This window comes from Hydrogenophilus islandicus, from assembly GCF_054657095.1.
In genome coordinates this window covers 36903-52968 of the sequence record NZ_BAAHXE010000011.1, presented here as the reverse complement: position 1 = coordinate 52968, position 16066 = coordinate 36903, and the positions used below count along the sequence as shown (strand labels likewise).

The following is a 16066-nucleotide window of genomic DNA, read 5'->3' as shown; positions in this document are numbered from 1 at the left end:
GGCACCCTGTCGCGCGCAATTGCACGCATGGACGGAAACATTTGTGTTACCATTGGTCCAATGAGCTACCAAGTCAAAGAGCTTTTGCTATCTGATGGCAGCAGTCCGTACGCGCAGTGGTTTGCTACGCTCGACCCGATCGCTGCAGCCAAGGTAAGGGTAGCTGTTGCCCGGATCGAACTGGGCAATCTATCAAACGTCGAGTGGTTCCGGGGCATTGGCGAGTACAAGATCGATTGGGGACCAGGTTACCGCATCTATTTGGCCAAAGACGGTCTGCAGATCATTGTCCTGCTCGGCGGCGGCACCAAGAAAGGCCAACAGAGGGACATCGATAAGGCACTTGCCTTATGGGAAGAATACAAACGCCGCAAAGCCCAAACCAAGAAAGAAGGAGAGTGAGCCATGGCACTGACCCGTGATTTCAAAGAGAGTGTCGCAGCCCGCATTCAGAGCGACCCGGCGTTTGCACAAGCACTACTGGATGAGGCAATCACTCTCTTCATTAACGGTGAACCTAACACGGCTAAACTGATCCTGCGTGACCTCGTAAATGCCACAGTCGGGTTCGAGTCCCTGGCTGAAGAGATCCACAAGCCGGCCAAGAGCGTGCACCGTATGCTCTCGACCACGGGCAATCCAACGATGAGCAACCTTTCGGCGATCTTCGCCGCGATCAAGCGCGCGGTGAACGCGGAGGTCCCCGCCAGCATGATTACGACCGAGTAGCCGCCCGAGTGACCCACTCACCTGCACAACCGGTGATCTGGGTCATCTCTCTCGCACATTTTTGAGCGCACCAGCTTTGAACCGGATCGTGATCATCGGCAGCGGCGCCGCAGGGTTGACCTGCGGGTGGCGGCTCGCCCGCTGGGGGTACGCGGTGCACCTCGTCGAGCGCACGACCCGTCTGGGAGGGGTGGTTGCAACGCTTGCCGAGAAGGAGCTCCGCTTGCTTGCCGCTAGCCCGGTGCTGCAGCGGCTCCTCTCCGCGGGTGCCCTGTCGCGCGCGGCGCTGAGCGCAACCCCCATCGCGTGGGGCGATGACGCCGAGGGACTCCGGCGGCAGCGCGCCGCCCGCTTCTGGCCGCCGTGGCGTGGGCCGACGCTGCTCCGCTCGCCGTGGTGGTTCGTGCGCCTCGCGTGGTGGGGACGACAATCGCCGGGGGCGCCGATCGCGTCGTGGGTCGAGCGCGCTGAGCCCCCTTCGCGGTGGGTGAGCGATTTAGCGACCCTCGCCGAAGCGTGGGCGGGGGAGTCGCTCACTACCCTCACCTGGTCGCGCTTTGCGCCACTTCTGCGCGCGATCCTCTTTGCCGCACGAGACGAGCGCGCCGCGTGGCGGGTCGATGAGCTGCCGAGCGAGTGGTTCGCCGTGGCACTCGCCCGCAGCATCGGGCGGTTGGGGCAAACGGTTGCGGTCGCGACCCCCGTCACCGCCGTGCTTCCTGAGACGAAGGGGTGGCGGGTCGTCACGCCAGGGGAGGCGCTCTGGGCGCGCGCGGTCGTGATCGCCACCCCCCCCGCTGCCGCTGCGACGCTGCTACCCGATGCGCTTGCGGCGCTGCGCGAGCGCCTCGCGCGCTGGCCCGAGATCCCCCGCTGGGGGACGCCTGCTCCCCTTCCGCAGCCGGTCGCGAAACCGGTCGAGGTCGCCCCCAACCTTTGGCTTTCCGGCGAATGGTTGCCGCCCGAGGAGGCGCTCCCGGGCTTAGAGGGGGCGGCGGCGAGCGGTTGGAGCACCGCGCGGGCGGTACGCGAAACTCTTCTCAAAGAATAGCGGCGTCATGGAGACGCAACTGCCTGCTGCAGCGGGTGGCAAGCGCCGGGTCGTGGGTGACGAGAATCAACGTCGCCCCCGACGCGTCACCGAGGGCAAAGAGGAGTTCGATCACCCGCTCGCCGGTCGCTGCGTCGAGGTTGCCGGTCGGCTCATCGGCAAAGAGGTAGCGGGGCGCCGTGGCAAAGGCGCGCGCCAGCGCTACCCGCTGCTGCTCACCCCCCGAGAGCGACTCGGGGCGATGGTCGAGGCGGCGGCCCAAACCGACGCGTTCGAGCCAGCGCGTCGCTCGCTCCTCGGCATCCCGCTCCCCTTTGAGCCAGAGCGGCAGCGCGACATTCTCCCACGCGGTGAGGTGGGGAAGCAGCTGGAAATCCTGAAAGACAAACCCGACGTTCTGTTGCCGCCACCGCGCCCGCCCCTCTTCGTCGAGCGCGGTGAGGTCACACCCGTCGACCACCACCTGTCCGCTCGTCGGACGATCGAGCCCCGCAAGGAGCGCCAGGAGCGTCGTCTTTCCCGACCCCGACGGGCCGACGATCGCGACCGACTCGCCGTCGCCGATGGTAAAGTGGACGTCGTTGAGAAGCGTCAAAGGCTCACCCGTGGGCAAAGTAACCGTTTTGTTGAGGTGGATCGCTGCGATCATGGTTTTTTCTCCTCTTTCGCGCCGCCGTCTTCTGACCCTTGGTCTGGCGGTGGCCCTTTTCGTTCCCGCCGCAAGGCTCCAGGCCGCAGAGACCCCTCAAGCGGCGACGCTGCTCGTTTTGGGGGATAGCCTCTCCGCGGGCTACGGGTTGCGCCCAGGGGAGGGTTGGGTCGATCTCGCGGCCGAGCGGCTGCGCGCCTGCCCGTCCCCCTGGCAGGTGGTCAATGCCAGTATCTCGGGCGAGACGACGAGCGGCGGACGGATGCGGCTGCCGCAGCTCCTCGAGCGGCACCACCCGCAGGTGGTTGTGCTCGCGCTCGGCGCCAACGACGGACTGCGGGGGTTGTCGCTCCGCGCGATGCGGGCAAACCTCGAAGCGATGATCGACGCCGCCCACCGGGCGGGTGCCGCGGTGGTGCTCGTCGGGATGGCGATTCCCCCCAACCTCGGGCCAGACTATAGTAGCGCGTTTGCCACAACCTTCGCTGAGGTGGCGAAGGAGAAGCGTGTCGCGGGCTTCGTCCCCTTCCTCCTTGCGCCGATTGCGCTCTCGCGCGACGCCTTCCAGGCCGACGGGCTCCACCCCACCGCCGCCGCCCAACCGCTGCTGCTCGACACCGTCTGGCCGGCGATCGCGCCGCTCGTGGGGTGCAACTGAACTGAGCTTCAAGCGTCAATCGGCCATCAGAGCAACCCCTCGCGGCGCAACGCGCTCTTCAACTGCGCGTAGAGCACCGGCGCGCTCACTACCCCGGCAACGCCAAAGGCCGCTTCGAGCACGATCATCATTGTCAAAATCTCCCACGCGTGGGAGTGAATCCGGTTGCCGATGATGTGGGCGTTGAGAAAGTACTCGAGCTTGTGGATGAAGACGAGCCACCCCAACGCGAGCGCCGCGTCGATCACCGAGACGCTGAGCGCAACGAGGGTCGTGACCGTATTGGAGATGAGGTTCCCCACAACCGGCAAGAGTCCGGCGACGAAGGTGACGACGATAAGGACCGGCGTAAGCGGCAAGGTGCGCCCGAGAAGCGGCAGAATGCCCAGAAGAAAGATCGAGGTCAGTGCCGTATTGACAAGCGAAATCTTCACCTGGGCGAAGACCACCTGGGTGAAACTGGCCACCAGCTCGCGCATGAAACTGGTGATTCTCTGCACCAGTGGCGAAACCTTCTGCGCCTCGGTTGCCTCCTCCTCGTGCCACGCGACCTGGACAGCGGCCAACCCCCCGACGATCATCCCGAGGATCACGTAACCGATCCCGCGCGCGGTGTGGAGCCCCCAGCTCTGGACCGCTGCGCCGTTGGCTCTGAGCCAATGGATCGCCTCTTGCCGCAGCGCGTCGATCGAATCGGGAATAAAACCCGCCAACGCCGGGAGTAGTGTGCGCACCTGCTCGAGTGTCGTCGCAAGCTGGCGAAAGAGTTTCGGCAACGCCTGCGGCGTCCAGAGGGCGAATTCGACGAGCCCGGCAATGAACAGGAGCGTCACCACCGCGACGACCGCAGCCGAGTAGAGGCGGGCGTGGCGGGCAAAGGTGGCGTGGCGGGCAAAGCGCTGGGTCATCGCGTGCGACGCGCCAAAGGTGAGCACCCCGGCAAAAAAGGCGGGGGTGAGCTTCAGCACCAACACCAACCCCCAGAGTGCGAGAATCGGGACGATGACAAGCAGCGCCCGCCGCCCCCACCCCGCATCCAAGCGATCGGCGCGCATCACGGAACCACCGCGACGTGGGGGGAGCCCGCGACCACCTCGCCCACCACCGCCCCTTCCGTTCCCTGGCTCGAACGGATCAGGGCAAGGACCCGGTCGACCGCCTCAGGCGCACACGCGATGAGAAGCCCCCCGCTCGTCTGCGGGTCGGTCACCACTTGGCGCCACCGCTCGCGCTCCGCATCACTCATCGCCGAGAGGTCGACCGCCTCGCCGTAACTCTGCCAGTTGCGCGTAGCTGCCCCCGTGGAGATCCCCTCCTGGAGATAATGGAGCGCTGCCGGAAGCACCGGGATCTTCGCCGCATGGAGGCGCACGGCAACGCCGCTTGCCCGCGCCATCTCCCACCCGTGTCCGGCCAGGCCGAAACCGGTGACGTCGGTGACCGCATGAACGGCAGGATCCTCGGCAAGGAGCGCCCCAACGCGGTTCAAGAGCGTCGTCCATCGGCGCATTTCGGCGTAGGCGTCGCTGCTCAGTACCCCTTTTTTCAGCGCAGCGGAGAGGATGCCGATCCCGAGCGGTTTCGTGAGGATCAAACGGTCGCCCGGCTGTGCGCCGGCGTTGGTGGTGATCCGTTGCGGGTGGGCAAGCCCCAGCGCCACGAGCCCATAGAAGGGCTCGACGCAGTCGATCGAGTGGCCGCCGGCAAGCGCCACCTCGGCGTTGCGGCAGACCGTCGCCCCCCCTTCGAGGATCTTCGCGATCACCGCCTCGGGCAGTTTCCCAACCGGCATCCCCACCACCGCGAGCGCCAAAATCGGCCGCGCCCCCATCGCGTAGACGTCGGAGAGGGCATTCGTTGCGGCGATTGCACCAAAATCGAACGGATCATCGACCACTGGCAGAAAGAAATCGGTCGTCGCAACCAGCGCCTGGTCGTCATTGAGCCGCCACACCGCGGCGTCGTCGGTGGTGTCATACCCGACGAGCAACTCCGGGGGGGCAAAGGTCGGCGGAATCGTGCGCAACAGGCGCTCAAGGACCGCCGGCGCAATTTTGCACCCGCAACCCCCACCATGTGCCCACTCGGTGAGACGAATCGTTTCTGTTTCAGACATCTGAGCCCTCACAAAACTCATCTTACACCCTCATCGACTGGCTCCAGTCGCGATCCTACTGCTTCGCGATCGCGGGGAGAACCCATCGCTGAGGGTACGCCAACGCTGCAATAGCGGGAAGCATCGCAACCAGCGCCGCAACCATCACCAATAGGGAAGGAAGCGCCCGCGCGGGCAGGTCATTGATCCCCCATTGTCCCCCGATCGTTGCGGTGACGCGCTCCAGCGTCATCCCGTAAGCCCCAAGCCACCCCTGCACCAGGGAATCGATCACCGCCAGTGAAACCCCCACCGTCACCGCAGCGACCACCGCTGCGATCACAGCCGCGACCGCCACCTGACGCCACAAGGGAGCGAGGACAAAGGCGCGCCCGCCGCCGTGGAGAAAACGGAGCGCACACTCGTCGGCCACCTGCGCCCGGCAGCAGCCGATCAGCGCCCCCGAAGCGCCCGCGAAGAGGAGCCCCAGGAGCAGAAGCGCCCCGACGCCGATCCCCCTCCCCCACCGCGCCCATGCCTCCCACCGTTCGAGCCACTGCACGTCGAAGATCACCCGGCGAACCCCCGGTTGCCCCTGCAGCAGGCGCACCGCTTCGACGATCCTCTCGCGCTCCCACCCTTGGGGAACCAACCGCACCACCGGGGGGAGCTGCGGGGACGACCCCTCTTCCCCGGAGCTGCTGAGGAGAAGACGGAGCGACTCGGGCGCAACACGGGTGACCTCCCGCCATTGGGCGCGATCGGCGTTGGCAACCAGCGCCTCGGCTTCGCGGTCGGCGTTCAGCCCCAAGATCACCACCACCGCAAAATCGTCGCGTTGCCCGATCAACCACGCAGCAATGATCGCCAAAACGCTACTGGTGAGCACGAAGAGCGCCGCAGCAACCCCCATGGCCCACGCGGGCCCAATTGGGGGGAGGCTTGCGAGAAACCGCCGCACGCTCATCGTGAGGGATCCTCGACCACTTGGCCACGCAACAAGGTCACCCGGCGGACCGGCTGCTCATGGAGAAGGGGAAGATCGGAACCGGTGGCGACGATCACCGTCGTCCCCGCTCGATGGGCCGCGGCAATCCACCGCCACAGGCGGATCGCCGTCTCGGTACACGCCCCACCGGTCGGCTCATCGAGGAGGAGCAGCATCGGAGCATGGATCACCGCCCGCGCCCACAGCGCCACTTGCCGTTCCGAACCCGAGAGCTGCGCCGGAAGAAGCTCCGCCTCCTCCCGTAACCCCAGTTCTTCCAGCAGGCGACGCGCCCGCGCCAACGCCTCTTTCCGGGAGTAACCGACCGCGAGGAGCGGGAGTGCGACCGAGTCGACGACCGGTCGCTGGGGAAGGAGCGGCCACTCGGCAAAGAGGGTGCCGACCCGCCGCCGCCAGAAGGAGAGCGCACGGGCGGGGAGTTGCAAGAGCGGCACCTCATCCCACCACACCTCGCCGGAAGTCGGCCGGGTGAGTGCCGCGAGAATCCGCAAGAGCGTGCTCTTTCCGGCGTGCCGCGCGCCGCGAAGCCAGACCCATTCGCCGCGCGCGATCGTAAGCGACACCCCGTTGAGAATCGCCACCCCTGGCGCAGGTTCATAGGTGAGCGCAACCAGACGGATCATCGCGCCCGCTTACGCTTCGCGCTCAAGGCCAACGAGCGCGGCGACAAAGTCGCGGGCGACGAAGGGGCGCAGGTCATCAACCCCTTCGCCGACGCCGACGAACCGGACAGGTTTGGGAAGCCGTTGCGCGAGCGCCGCGATCACCCCCCCTTTGGCGGTGCCGTCGAGCTTCGTCAGAATGTAACCGGTCACCCCGATCGCCTTGTCAAACGCCTCGGCCTGGGTGATCGCATTCTGGCCGATGTTGGCGTCGAGCACCAAGAGGACCTCGTGCGGCGCCGACGGCTCCGCTTTCTGGATCACCCGCCGAACTTTGGCGATCTCCTCCATGAGGTGGAGCTGGGTGGGAAGCCGCCCGGCGGTATCGACGATCAGCACGTCGATCCCGCGCGCTTTCGCCGCCTGAACCGCGTCGAACGCCACGGCTGCCGGGTCCCCCTTCTCTTGCGCGATCACCGGCACCCCGTTGCGCTCGCCCCAAATCTCCAGCTGCTCACGCGCTGCAGCACGAAAGGTGTCGCCCGCAGCCAGCATCACCCGCTTGCCTTGACGTTGAAACCAGCGGGCGAGTTTCCCGATCGACGTCGTCTTCCCCGCGCCATTCACCCCCGCGACCATGATCACGAAGGGCTTCGCGGCGTCAACCGCAAGCGGCGCTTCGAGCGGTTTGAGAAGCGTTTCGAGCTCCTCGGCGAGCACCTCGCGCAACGCTTCACCATCGTCCAAGCGGTCGCGTTTGATGCGGTGGCGAATCTGCGCCATCAGCGTCTCGGTCACCGCGACACCGCAGTCGGCAGTGAGCAGCGTCGTCTCCAGCTCCTCGAGAAGCGCTTCGTCGATTTTCCGCTTGGTAAAGAGCGACGCCAACTGCGACCGGGTGCGGGAGAGCCCCTCCTTCAACCGTTGGAACCACGAGCGCCGCTCCGAGGATGTGTTGCCCATTGCGAACCTTTTGTCCTTTTCCCCGTCGAACGGTAAGATTCTAAACGATCGCGCCAGGAATCGGCACGGAAAACCACCATTGAGAAGGAATGAGGCATGAAAAGCGGGTTGGCACTTCTTGCGTTGGTTGGCGCATTCACGGGAAGCAGTTGGGCAGAGCGTGCAGCACCCCCGAGCGCTCCTGCGACAACGGACCCGCCGGTGGTCACAGCGCATCTCGAGAATGGCATGGAGGTTCTGGTGCTCCCCGACCACCGTGCCCCGTCGGTCGTCCACATGGTCTGGTACGATGTCGGCGCCGTCGACGAACCGGCTGGCAAAAGCGGCGTCGCCCACCTCTTTGAACACATGATGTTCAAAGGGACCCCCACGGTGCCCGGGGGCGAATTCAACCGGCGCATTGCGGCGCTCGGCGGGCGCGACAACGCCTTCACCAGCCGCGACTACACCGCCTACTTTCAGCAGATTCCGCCGCAGGGGCTTACGACGGTGATGGCGCTCGAGGCCGACCGGATGGCGAACCTCGCCTTCGACCCCGAGGAGTTCCGCAAAGAGCGCGACGTGGTGATTGAGGAGCGGAAACTGCGCACCGACGACGTCCCTGAGGCGCTTGGCCAAGAGACGTTGATGGCGACCCTCTTTTTCGCCCACCCCTACCGTAACCCGGTAATCGGCTGGCCGACCGACCTCGCGCGGCTGACCCTTGATGACGTCAAAGCGTGGTACGCCAACTGGTACGCGCCCAACAACGCCCATCTGGTGGTGGTGGGCGATGTCGCCCCCCAAGCGGTGATCGCCGAGGCAAAGCGGATCTACGGCGCGCTGCCCTCCCGACCGGTTCCGCCGGTCACCAGCCGCACCCGCACCGATGAACCGCCGCAAGCCGGCCCCCGCCACGCGGTGGTGTTCGGTAAAACGGAACTCCCCACAGTGACCCTCGCGTGGAAAATCCCCGCGCTGCAGGACCCCGACCGCGACCGCGACGTCGCGGCGCTCGTGGCCCTTGCCGCAGTGCTCGACGGCTTTGACGGCGCGCGGCTCCCGCGCACGCTCGTCAAACAAGAGAAACTCGCCGTCTCCGTCTCGGCAAGCGCCGACGTGATGGGGCGTGGCCCCGGCGTCTTCGTGCTCGACGCCCAAGCGGCACCGGGTGTCTCCCCCGACCTCCTCGCCGAAAAGCTCACCGCAGCGATCACTCAAATCGCAGAGCAGGGGGTCTCCCCTCAAGAGCTCGCGCGCGTCCTGCGCCAGTATGAGGCGCACCAGATCTACCAGCGCGACTCCCTGATGGGACAGGCGATGCAGCTTGGCATGGCGCGCGCAATCGGGCTACCTTTCGACGCGGAGAGCCGCTTCGTTCGCCTCGTGCAGACCGTCACCCCAGAAGAGGTGCAGCAGGCGGCGCGGCGGTGGTTCGCCCCTGAGCAGCGCACCCGCGTCGACGTCCTTCCCCGGAGAGAAGCGGCTGAGGCGAGCGCCGACCGCGATTCGCCCGCCGTACAATCCCCCCAGCACCGCGAGGAGAAGAGAGGATGAGAATGTTCGCTCGATTCGCCCGGAACCTCATGAAGCTCATCAACCCAACCGCCCGCGTCGCAGGGTGGCTGCAGAGCGCACTCCTTGCGCTCTTCGTCGCGCTCAGCGCCAGCAGTGTCGGCCACGCCGCGCCGGTGAGTGACCGCCTAACCATTGCCGGTGTCCCGGTCGATTTCATCGCGAGCCCCGGGGTCCCGATCGTCGACGTCGTCGTCTCGTTCGACGCTGGAAGCCGCCGCGACCCGGCAGGGAAAGCGGGGTTGGCGGGACTCACGCGCTCGCTCCTCACCGCGGGGACGTCGCGCCGCGACGAGCAGGCGATCGCCGAAGCCTTTGCCGATCTCGCCGCGGACCTCGGCGGCGGGGTCGAGGAGGATCGCGCGACCCTCTCGTGGCGGACGCTCGCGCAACCCGAGATCCGCACCGCCGCTGCGCGCCTTGTTGCGGAACTCCTCAGCGACGCCGCTTTCCCTGATGCGGTCTTCGCCCGCGAACAGGCGCGGGCGATCGCCGGGCTCAAAGAGGCGCTCACCCGTCCCGAGGTGCTCGCCGAACGGGCTCTCGCCGCAGCGATCTACCCCAACCACCCCTACGGGCAACTCGCCACCGTCGAATCGCTCGCGTCGCTCTCCCGTCACGATGTCATCGACTTTTTTCGCCGCCACTACACCCGCGCCTCGGCCACCGTCACCATCGTCGGGGCACTGACCCGCGAAGAAGCCAAAGCGCTCGCCGAAACGGTCGTCGCCGCGCTTCCGGCTGGTGAGCCGCTCCCCCCCCTTCCTGCGGTGACCGCGCGCTTGGATCAGGCGGGACGCACGATCGCGATCGACCACCCGTCGGAGCAGACCCACTGGGCGATCGGGATGCCGCTGATCACGCGCGACGATCCCGACTACTTTCCGCTGCTCGTAGGCAACTGGATCTTGGGAGGCGGGAGCTTCAGCTCACGCCTGATGCATGAGGTGCGGGAGTCGCGCGGCTACGCCTACAGCGTCTATAGTGCGCTTGAACCGCAGGCGCAACCGGGACCGTTCGTGATCCGCTTGCAGACCCGCGGCCGTCACGCCGATGCGGCGCGTGAGGTGGTCGCGGCGACGCTCGAGCGCTTTCTCAGCGAGGGGCCGAAGCCTGAGGAGGTGACGCTCGCGATCCAGGCGCTCGCCGACGGTTTTGGCCTGCGGCTCGACTCGAACCGCAAGCTCGCCTCGTTCCTCTCCGTCGTCAATTTCTACCGCCTTCCCCCCGATTGGCTCGCGCGCTACCCGGAGGCCATTCGCGCAGTGACCGCTGACGCGGTGCGCGCCGCCTTTCGCCGCCGGGTGAACCTGGGAGCGCTCGTCTGGGTGCGCGTGGGGGGAAGCGGCGACGCGGCGAACCAATCCCCCGCGCCTGCTGCGGCGTCGCAACCCGCGGCGCATCGCGCCGCCCCCCAACGGTAACCGCGATGGGGCAGATCCGGATCATCGGCGGCGAGTGGCGCAGCCGCCGCATCACCTTCCCCGAGCGGCTGGGGCTACGCCCGACGCCGGACCGCGTTCGCGAGATCCTCTTCAACTGGCTTGGGCAGCGGTTAGAGGGGCTCTCCTGCCTCGACCTCTTCGCGGGAAGCGGCGCGCTCGGGTTCGAAGCCGCTTCGCGCGGCGCAAGCCGCGTCACCCTGGTGGAAAAGAATCGCCACGTCGCTGCCGCGCTTGCGGAGTGGGCGAAAAAGCTTGCTCCCGAAAGGGTGGTCGTTCTCCCCCGCGATGCGTTACAATGCGCAACTTCATGGTCGGAACCGGTCGATCTCCTCTTCCTTGACCCTCCCTACCACGCGGGCTGGCTCGAGCGGCTCACGCCCCATCTCGACCGTCTGGTGAAAGCCGACGGCGCGATCTATGCCGAGGCCGAACGGCCGATCGTGCAGCTCGGGGCGTGGCAGGTGGTCAAAGCGGGGAGCGCCGGGCAGGTGCATTACCATCTCCTCAAGCGTTCATCGCAAGGAACGGACAACGACGATGGGCTGTGACGTCAAAGTGGTCTATCCGGGTACCTTTGACCCGCTCACCAAAGGGCACGAAGACTTGGTCCGGCGCGCCGCCCGACTCTTTCCTGAGCTCATCGTCGCGGTTGCGCGCAGCCACGGAAAGAACCCGCTCTTCACACTCGAGGAGCGGGTTGCGATCGCCCGCGAGTCGCTTGCCGACCTCGCCAACGTCACGGTCGTGGGATTCGACGGGCTTCTGGTCGATTTCCTGCGCGCGAACGGCGCGCGGATCCTCCTCCGTGGCCTTCGCGCCGTTTCCGACTTCGAATATGAGTTTCAGATGGCCGGGATGAACCGCAAACTCTACCCAGAGATTGAAACGGTCTTCTTGACGCCCGCCGACGAATTTATGTTCATCTCCGGCACGATGGTGCGCGAAATCGCCCGACTGGGTGGCGATGTCTCGCGTTTTGTCACCCCGGCGGCGCTCAAATACCTGCAACAAAGAGTGGCTTCTTTCTCCCCCAATCCCTAGGAGTAATCACATGGCTTTGAAAATCACCGAAGAGTGCATCAACTGCGACGTCTGCGAGCCCGAGTGCCCTAACAACGCGATCTACCAAGGGGATGAGATCTACGAGATCGACCCGAACAAATGCACCGAATGTGTCGGCCACTATGACGAGCCGCAATGTCAGCAGGTCTGCCCCGTCGACTGCATCATCGTCGACCCCGAACACCGTGAGACCAAAGAGCAGCTGATGGAGAAGTTCTTGAAGCTCACGGGTGGCAAAAAACCGGCTTGAGTCACTCCTTGAGGGGGATCGGCTGATCCCCCACAGGAACCGCAGTGACGCTGTTCTTCGGACTCCCCTCGATCAGGCGGTCGGAGTAGGTCAAATAGACAAGGACGTTGCGGGCGCGGTCGACCATCCGCACCACCTGCACCTTCTTGAAGATCAGCGACGCGCGCTCGGAAAAGATCGAATCCTGCTTCGGCAACGGGCGTTTGAAGCGGATCGGCCCCACCTGCCGGCAGGCGATCGACGCATCCGACGGATCCTCGGCAATCCCGACCGCCCCTTTGATCCCGCCGCTTTTCGCGCGCGAAACGTAACAGACCACCCCGTCGACGTCGGGGTCCGCAAAGGCCTCGACGACGATCTTGTGGTTCGGACCGATCAGTTTCCAGACCGTCGACACCTCGCCGATCTCCTCGCCATAGGCCCCTTGCGCGACACTCCAAAACAGAGCAAAACCCCACAGCGCCGGCACCACCCTTTTCATGGCACAATCCCCTTTGCATGACCTCAGCCCAAAGGCTGATCGTACCATGATCCCGTGGCTTGACCCCAACGCCCCGCCCCATTTTCCGCCGACCGCGTCGGCGCTCACCGAACCGAACGGCCTCATCGCCGCAGGGGGGGCACTCACCCCCGCGTGGCTCATCACCGCTTACCGGCGCGGGATCTTCCCCTGGTACCAAGAGGGCGAGCCGATTCTCTGGTGGAGCCCTTCGCCGCGGATGGTCCTTTTGCCTGAAGCGTTTCGCCTCCACCGTTCGCTCAAAAAGCGCCTCAAACACGGGGGATTCCTCACACGGGTCGATACCGCTTTTACCGCTGTGGTGCGCCATTGCGCGACCGTCCGCAGCGAAGGGACCTGGATCACCCCCGAGATGATCCGAGCGTATGAGGCGCTCCACCACCGCGGTTTTGCCCACAGCGTCGAGGTGTGGATTGATGAGCGGCTCGTCGGCGGGCTCTACGGCGTCTGTCTCGACCGGATCTTTTTCGGTGAGTCGATGTTCCACTTGACGCGCGACGCGTCGAAAGTGGCGCTCGCGCGGCTCGTGCTCGAGAGCTTCGAGCGGGGGATCGTGCTGATCGATTGCCAGATGAGCACCCCGCACCTTGAGTTTATGGGTGGCAAGACGATCGCCCGCGAAGGGTTCGAAACGGTGCTCGCGGCCGCGATCGGCAGCCACCCGCAACCGCAGGATTGGTCACGCCGGGCACTCCCGGATGGGGGGCAGCGCGACGCCACTCTCTCGGGCGAGGCGCTCGTCACCGAACTCGAAAAGTGGCTCCACCCCTCAACCGCCGTTCCCCGCCGCGACGAGGTGAGCGCATGAAGCACGGTCGCTTGGTCACCCCCCAAGAGCGGTGGGGGTGGTACGCCTCCGCCCCCTACCCCTGCCCCTACCTCCCGGACCGGACCGCCCGCTCGCGCGTCATCCTCCCCTTTACCGAGCTCACCCTCTTCGACTACCAGGAGCTGATTCAGCGCGGCTTTCGGCGCAGCGGCGACCACCTCTACGCCCCCCAGTGCGACAACTGCCGCGCCTGCCTCTCGCTGCGCATTCCCGTTACCCGTTTTCAGCCCAACCGCGCGCAACGCCGGACAATGAGCCGGTTGGGGAGAACGCTCATTGCAGAGGAGCGGCCGCTCGCTTTCTCCCCTGAGCACTACGACCTCTATCGCCGCTATGTGACGATCCGCCACGAGCTCGCCGAAGCGGAGGCGAGCGAACAGGGCTACCGCGAGTTCCTTCTCTCAAGCCCCTTCGATACGCGTCTTGTCGAGTTTCGCACCCGCGACGGCACCCTCAAGATGGTCTCGCTCATCGATGTGCTCCCCGACGCCCTCTCTGCGGTCTACACCTGGTACGAACCCGAAGAGCCCCACGCCTCCTACGGTACCTATGCGATTCTCTGGCAGATCGCCCAAGCCAAGCGCGCCGGGATGCGCTACCTCTACCTCGGTTATTGGATTGCCGCGAGCGCCAAGATGGCCTACAAGTCCCGTTTTCGCCCCGCCGAACTCTTCTGCCCGGGGCACGACAGCGAGTGGCTGGCGATCGACCACCACCCATTGGGGATCGCGACCGCTTCGCGATAAAATGGCCGCAACGCTTCTGCTGACCCACCCCCATGTCGTTACCGATCCCTTACGCATTCCTTCGCCCCCTGCTTTTCTCCCTCGACCCGGAACGCGCGCACGAACTCTCCCTCCACCTCCTGAGTCGGCTCGGGCAGCTCATCCCTCCTCCTCCTCCGCCTGAAGCGGCGCCGGTCACGGTGATGGGGCTGCGCTTTCCCAACCGCGTGGGACTTGCGGCTGGACTCGACAAAAACGGCATCGCGGTCGATGGGCTTGCCCACTTCGGCTTTGGCGCGATCGAGGTGGGGACGGTCACGCCGCGGCCCCAGCCAGGCAACCCCAAACCACGCCTCTTTCGCCTGCCCAAAGCCCACGCCCTCATCAACCGCATGGGATTCAACAACGACGGGGTCGCTGCGCTCGTCGCGCGCGTCAAAGACCGCCGCTTCCGGGGAATCCTGGGCATCAATCTCGGCAAGAACGCGACGACGCCACTCGAGGAGGCGCTCAACGATTACCGTCTGGGGATGCAAGCAGTCTGGGAGGTTGCCGACTACATCACGATCAACATCTCTTCGCCCAACACCCAGCAGTTGCGGTCGCTCCAAGAGGGGGAGGCGCTCACCGCGCTTTTGGGGGGGTTGCGCGAAGAGAGCGTGCGGCTGGAGGCGGTGAACGGTAAACGGACCCCGTTGGTCGTCAAAATCGCCCCCGATCTCGACGACGACGCGATCGCGGCGATCGCCGAGACGCTGCGGGCGTTTGAGATCGACGGGGTCATTGCGACCAACACCACCACCTCGCGCGCGGGGGTCGAGCAGCTGCCCCATGGGAACGAGAGTGGGGGGCTCTCGGGCGCACCGCTCTTTGCCCGCAGCACCGAGGTGGTACGGATCCTCGCCCGTGCTTTGGCCGGCAAGATCCCGATCATCGCCGCCGGCGGGATCCTCTCGGGGGACGACGCGCGCGCGAAGTTGGCCGCAGGCGCGACCCTCGTGCAGCTCTACACCGGGCTTATCTATCGTGGCCCGAAGCTCATTCCCGAGGCAATCCGAGCGACGGCGGCAGAATGCTCGAACCGGTAAGCGGCACAGAGGCGCTCGCCGGTGCTGTTGCCGGCGGGGTGGCCCGCTCTTCTAACCCCGCCATCGTCTCGAGGCGAATCGTCACGCGGCGATTACGGGCGCGCCCCTGCGGCGTCAGGTTATCGGCAATCGGCCGCTGATCGGCGTACCCCACCGCGGCCAGGCGATGGGCTGCCACCCCCTCTTGGACGAAGAGACGAACGACTGCGGCCGCGCGGGCTGCCGAAAGCTCCCAGTTCGAAGGGAACGCCCCCCCTGGGCGAAGCGGTACGTTATCGGTGTGCCCCTCGACGGTGATGGGAAAGTCACCGCTATCGGCCAACACTCGGGCAATGGGCCGCAACGCCGAAAGGGCCACGGGCGAGAGGGTGGCCGAGCCGCTCGGGAAGAGAATCTCGGCACCGACGTCGATCGTCACCCCAAACGCCCCTTCGCTCACCTGGACGTCACCGCTCGCGATCATCGGGGCGAGCGCCTCCCGCACGCTCTTTGCCGTCGTCGCGGTGGTTTCGAGCGCCGACCTCATCCGCGCCTCTTCGGCCGTTTCACTCCTCCCCTCATCGCCACCTCGCCGTTTCACCGCGAGCGGCAACCCGCTCACCACCGCCGGAACCGTCGAACTGTCCCGTGACCCCTCGTGTTTGGGCAAAAGAACCCCCGGGCGAAACGCCTCGTAGATCGATTCGGAGAGCACCCGGTACTTTCCTTCATTGACCGAGGAGATCGAATACATCACGACGAAAAAGGCAAAGAGGAGCGTGATGAAGTCGGCGTAGCTCACCAACCACCGTTCGAGATTTTCGTGCTCTTCCGCTTTACGCCGCAATCGCGCCATCG

20 protein-coding genes are annotated in these 16066 nt (G+C 65.9%); 12 read left to right on the top strand and 8 right to left on the bottom strand.

The window, feature by feature from the left end:
• The first annotated feature begins 60 nt into the window (after positions 1-60).
• From ACYQ6T_RS05315 to ACYQ6T_RS05305, 3 genes are all read left to right on the top strand, one after another.
• Positions 61-402 carry a type II toxin-antitoxin system RelE/ParE family toxin gene (locus tag ACYQ6T_RS05315; protein WP_459828559.1) on the top strand — a complete coding sequence of 114 codons (342 nt, stop codon included), beginning with the start codon at positions 61-63 and terminating at the stop codon, positions 400-402.
• Positions 403-405: 3 nt separating this feature from the next.
• Positions 406-729 carry a helix-turn-helix domain-containing transcriptional regulator gene (locus ACYQ6T_RS05310; protein WP_459828552.1) on the top strand — a complete coding sequence of 108 codons (324 nt, stop codon included), beginning with the start codon at positions 406-408 and terminating at the stop codon, positions 727-729.
• Positions 730-790: 61 nt separating this feature from the next.
• Complete coding sequence (locus ACYQ6T_RS05305; protein WP_459828550.1) at positions 791-1780, top strand: NAD(P)/FAD-dependent oxidoreductase; 990 nt, start codon at positions 791-793, stop codon at positions 1778-1780.
• On the opposite strand, the gene ACYQ6T_RS05300 is transcribed toward ACYQ6T_RS05305, so the two are convergent.
• Positions 1770-2429, bottom strand: a complete 660-nt coding sequence (locus ACYQ6T_RS05300; protein ID WP_459828548.1) for an ABC transporter ATP-binding protein — start codon at positions 2427-2429, stop codon at positions 1770-1772. The genes ACYQ6T_RS05305 and ACYQ6T_RS05300 overlap by 11 nt on opposite strands.
• Between ACYQ6T_RS05300 and ACYQ6T_RS05295 the strand changes: the two genes are divergently transcribed.
• On the top strand, positions 2428-3087 hold the full coding sequence (locus ACYQ6T_RS05295) for an arylesterase (RefSeq protein ID WP_459828546.1): 660 nt from the start codon (positions 2428-2430) through the stop codon (positions 3085-3087). The two genes, ACYQ6T_RS05300 and ACYQ6T_RS05295, sit on opposite strands and share 2 nt — an antisense overlap.
• A 26-nt stretch (positions 3088-3113) precedes the next feature.
• Here the strand turns inward: ACYQ6T_RS05295 and ACYQ6T_RS05290 are convergent, their stop codons facing one another.
• Genes ACYQ6T_RS05290 through ftsY form a run of 5 tightly spaced genes read right to left on the bottom strand, consistent with a single transcriptional unit; the run spans position 3114 to position 7795 of the window.
• Positions 3114-4142, bottom strand: a complete 1029-nt coding sequence (locus ACYQ6T_RS05290) for an AI-2E family transporter (protein ID WP_459828544.1) — start codon at positions 4140-4142, stop codon at positions 3114-3116.
• Entirely contained in the window at positions 4142-5203 is a 1062-nt protein-coding gene (gene selD, locus ACYQ6T_RS05285; protein WP_459828542.1) for a selenide, water dikinase SelD, read from the bottom strand. The genes ACYQ6T_RS05290 and selD overlap by 1 nt, the downstream gene beginning before the upstream one ends.
• Before the next feature lie 55 nt (positions 5204-5258).
• Positions 5259-6149, bottom strand: coding sequence for a hypothetical protein (locus ACYQ6T_RS05280; RefSeq protein ID WP_459828540.1), 891 nt, complete (start codon positions 6147-6149; stop codon positions 5259-5261).
• Entirely contained in the window at positions 6146-6814 is a 669-nt protein-coding gene (locus ACYQ6T_RS05275; protein WP_459828538.1) for a cell division ATP-binding protein FtsE, read from the bottom strand. Before ACYQ6T_RS05275 ends, ACYQ6T_RS05280 begins: the two co-directional genes overlap by 4 nt.
• A 9-nt stretch (positions 6815-6823) precedes the next feature.
• Positions 6824-7795 (bottom strand): signal recognition particle-docking protein FtsY, encoded by a 972-nt coding sequence (gene ftsY, locus ACYQ6T_RS05270; protein ID WP_459828558.1) that lies wholly within the window; start codon positions 7793-7795, stop codon positions 6824-6826.
• 57 nt (positions 7796-7852) lie between these two features.
• Here ftsY and ACYQ6T_RS05265 point away from each other — a divergent pair, with 57 nt between their 5' ends.
• From ACYQ6T_RS05265 to ACYQ6T_RS05245, 5 genes are read left to right on the top strand one after another with little or no spacing between them, the layout of a single operon-like run.
• Positions 7853-9292: a M16 family metallopeptidase gene (locus tag ACYQ6T_RS05265; RefSeq protein ID WP_459828536.1), complete on the top strand. Its 1440-nt coding sequence runs from the start codon at positions 7853-7855 to the stop codon at positions 9290-9292.
• Positions 9289-10734: a M16 family metallopeptidase gene (locus ACYQ6T_RS05260; RefSeq protein ID WP_459828534.1), complete on the top strand. Its 1446-nt coding sequence runs from the start codon at positions 9289-9291 to the stop codon at positions 10732-10734. The genes ACYQ6T_RS05265 and ACYQ6T_RS05260 overlap by 4 nt, the downstream gene beginning before the upstream one ends.
• A 5-nt stretch (positions 10735-10739) precedes the next feature.
• Positions 10740-11303 carry a 16S rRNA (guanine(966)-N(2))-methyltransferase RsmD gene (gene rsmD / locus ACYQ6T_RS05255; protein WP_459828532.1) on the top strand — a complete coding sequence of 188 codons (564 nt, stop codon included), beginning with the start codon at positions 10740-10742 and terminating at the stop codon, positions 11301-11303.
• On the top strand, positions 11293-11796 hold the full coding sequence (gene coaD / locus ACYQ6T_RS05250; protein WP_459828530.1) for a pantetheine-phosphate adenylyltransferase: 504 nt from the start codon (positions 11293-11295) through the stop codon (positions 11794-11796). Before rsmD ends, coaD begins: the two co-directional genes overlap by 11 nt.
• Positions 11797-11806: 10 nt before the next feature.
• Positions 11807-12067, top strand: coding sequence for a YfhL family 4Fe-4S dicluster ferredoxin (locus tag ACYQ6T_RS05245; RefSeq protein ID WP_459828529.1), 261 nt, complete (start codon positions 11807-11809; stop codon positions 12065-12067).
• 1 nt (position 12068) lies between these two features.
• Here the strand turns inward: ACYQ6T_RS05245 and ACYQ6T_RS05240 are convergent, their stop codons facing one another.
• On the bottom strand, positions 12069-12548 hold the full coding sequence (locus ACYQ6T_RS05240) for a CreA family protein (RefSeq protein ID WP_459828527.1): 480 nt from the start codon (positions 12546-12548) through the stop codon (positions 12069-12071).
• 46 nt (positions 12549-12594) lie between these two features.
• On the opposite strand from ACYQ6T_RS05240, the gene aat reads away from it, so the two are divergent.
• From aat to ACYQ6T_RS05225, 3 genes are read left to right on the top strand one after another with little or no spacing between them, the layout of a single operon-like run.
• Positions 12595-13395, top strand: coding sequence for a leucyl/phenylalanyl-tRNA--protein transferase (gene aat / locus ACYQ6T_RS05235; RefSeq protein WP_459828526.1), 801 nt, complete (start codon positions 12595-12597; stop codon positions 13393-13395).
• On the top strand, positions 13392-14162 hold the full coding sequence (locus ACYQ6T_RS05230) for an arginyltransferase (protein WP_459828524.1): 771 nt from the start codon (positions 13392-13394) through the stop codon (positions 14160-14162). The genes aat and ACYQ6T_RS05230 overlap by 4 nt, the downstream gene beginning before the upstream one ends.
• A gap of 44 nt (positions 14163-14206) precedes the next feature.
• Entirely contained in the window at positions 14207-15229 is a 1023-nt protein-coding gene (locus ACYQ6T_RS05225; RefSeq protein WP_459828556.1) for a quinone-dependent dihydroorotate dehydrogenase, read from the top strand.
• Here ACYQ6T_RS05225 and motD read toward each other — a convergent pair.
• Positions 15180-16064, bottom strand: coding sequence for a flagellar motor protein MotD (gene motD / locus ACYQ6T_RS05220; protein ID WP_459828522.1), 885 nt, complete (start codon positions 16062-16064; stop codon positions 15180-15182). The genes ACYQ6T_RS05225 and motD overlap by 50 nt on opposite strands.
• Between the last annotated feature and the right edge of the window lie 2 nt (positions 16065-16066).

Excerpts from the sequence above, each read along its gene's own strand:
- ACYQ6T_RS05295 (WP_459828546.1), top strand. The coding sequence starts at position 2,428 with ATGGTTTTTTCTCCTCTTTCGCGCCGCCGTCTTCTGACCCTTGGTCTG.
- aat (WP_459828526.1), top strand. The coding sequence starts at position 12,595 with ATGATCCCGTGGCTTGACCCCAACGCCCCGCCCCATTTTCCGCCGACC.
- ACYQ6T_RS05230 (WP_459828524.1), top strand. The coding sequence starts at position 13,392 with ATGAAGCACGGTCGCTTGGTCACCCCCCAAGAGCGGTGGGGGTGGTAC.
- coaD (WP_459828530.1), top strand. The coding sequence starts at position 11,293 with ATGGGCTGTGACGTCAAAGTGGTCTATCCGGGTACCTTTGACCCGCTC.
- selD (WP_459828542.1), bottom strand. The coding sequence starts at position 5,203 with ATGTCTGAAACAGAAACGATTCGTCTCACCGAGTGGGCACATGGTGGG.
- ACYQ6T_RS05265 (WP_459828536.1), top strand. The coding sequence starts at position 7,853 with ATGAAAAGCGGGTTGGCACTTCTTGCGTTGGTTGGCGCATTCACGGGA.
- ACYQ6T_RS05300 (WP_459828548.1), bottom strand. The coding sequence starts at position 2,429 with ATGATCGCAGCGATCCACCTCAACAAAACGGTTACTTTGCCCACGGGT.
- motD (WP_459828522.1), bottom strand. The coding sequence starts at position 16,064 with ATGGCGCGATTGCGGCGTAAAGCGGAAGAGCACGAAAATCTCGAACGG.
- ACYQ6T_RS05245 (WP_459828529.1), top strand. The coding sequence starts at position 11,807 with ATGGCTTTGAAAATCACCGAAGAGTGCATCAACTGCGACGTCTGCGAG.
- rsmD (WP_459828532.1), top strand. The coding sequence starts at position 10,740 with ATGGGGCAGATCCGGATCATCGGCGGCGAGTGGCGCAGCCGCCGCATC.
- ACYQ6T_RS05290 (WP_459828544.1), bottom strand. The coding sequence starts at position 4,142 with ATGCGCGCCGATCGCTTGGATGCGGGGTGGGGGCGGCGGGCGCTGCTT.
- ACYQ6T_RS05310 (WP_459828552.1), top strand. The coding sequence starts at position 406 with ATGGCACTGACCCGTGATTTCAAAGAGAGTGTCGCAGCCCGCATTCAG.
- ACYQ6T_RS05315 (WP_459828559.1), top strand. The coding sequence starts at position 61 with ATGAGCTACCAAGTCAAAGAGCTTTTGCTATCTGATGGCAGCAGTCCG.
- ACYQ6T_RS05260 (WP_459828534.1), top strand. The coding sequence starts at position 9,289 with ATGAGAATGTTCGCTCGATTCGCCCGGAACCTCATGAAGCTCATCAAC.
- ACYQ6T_RS05275 (WP_459828538.1), bottom strand. The coding sequence starts at position 6,814 with ATGATCCGTCTGGTTGCGCTCACCTATGAACCTGCGCCAGGGGTGGCG.
- ACYQ6T_RS05240 (WP_459828527.1), bottom strand. The coding sequence starts at position 12,548 with ATGAAAAGGGTGGTGCCGGCGCTGTGGGGTTTTGCTCTGTTTTGGAGT.
- ACYQ6T_RS05280 (WP_459828540.1), bottom strand. The coding sequence starts at position 6,149 with ATGAGCGTGCGGCGGTTTCTCGCAAGCCTCCCCCCAATTGGGCCCGCG.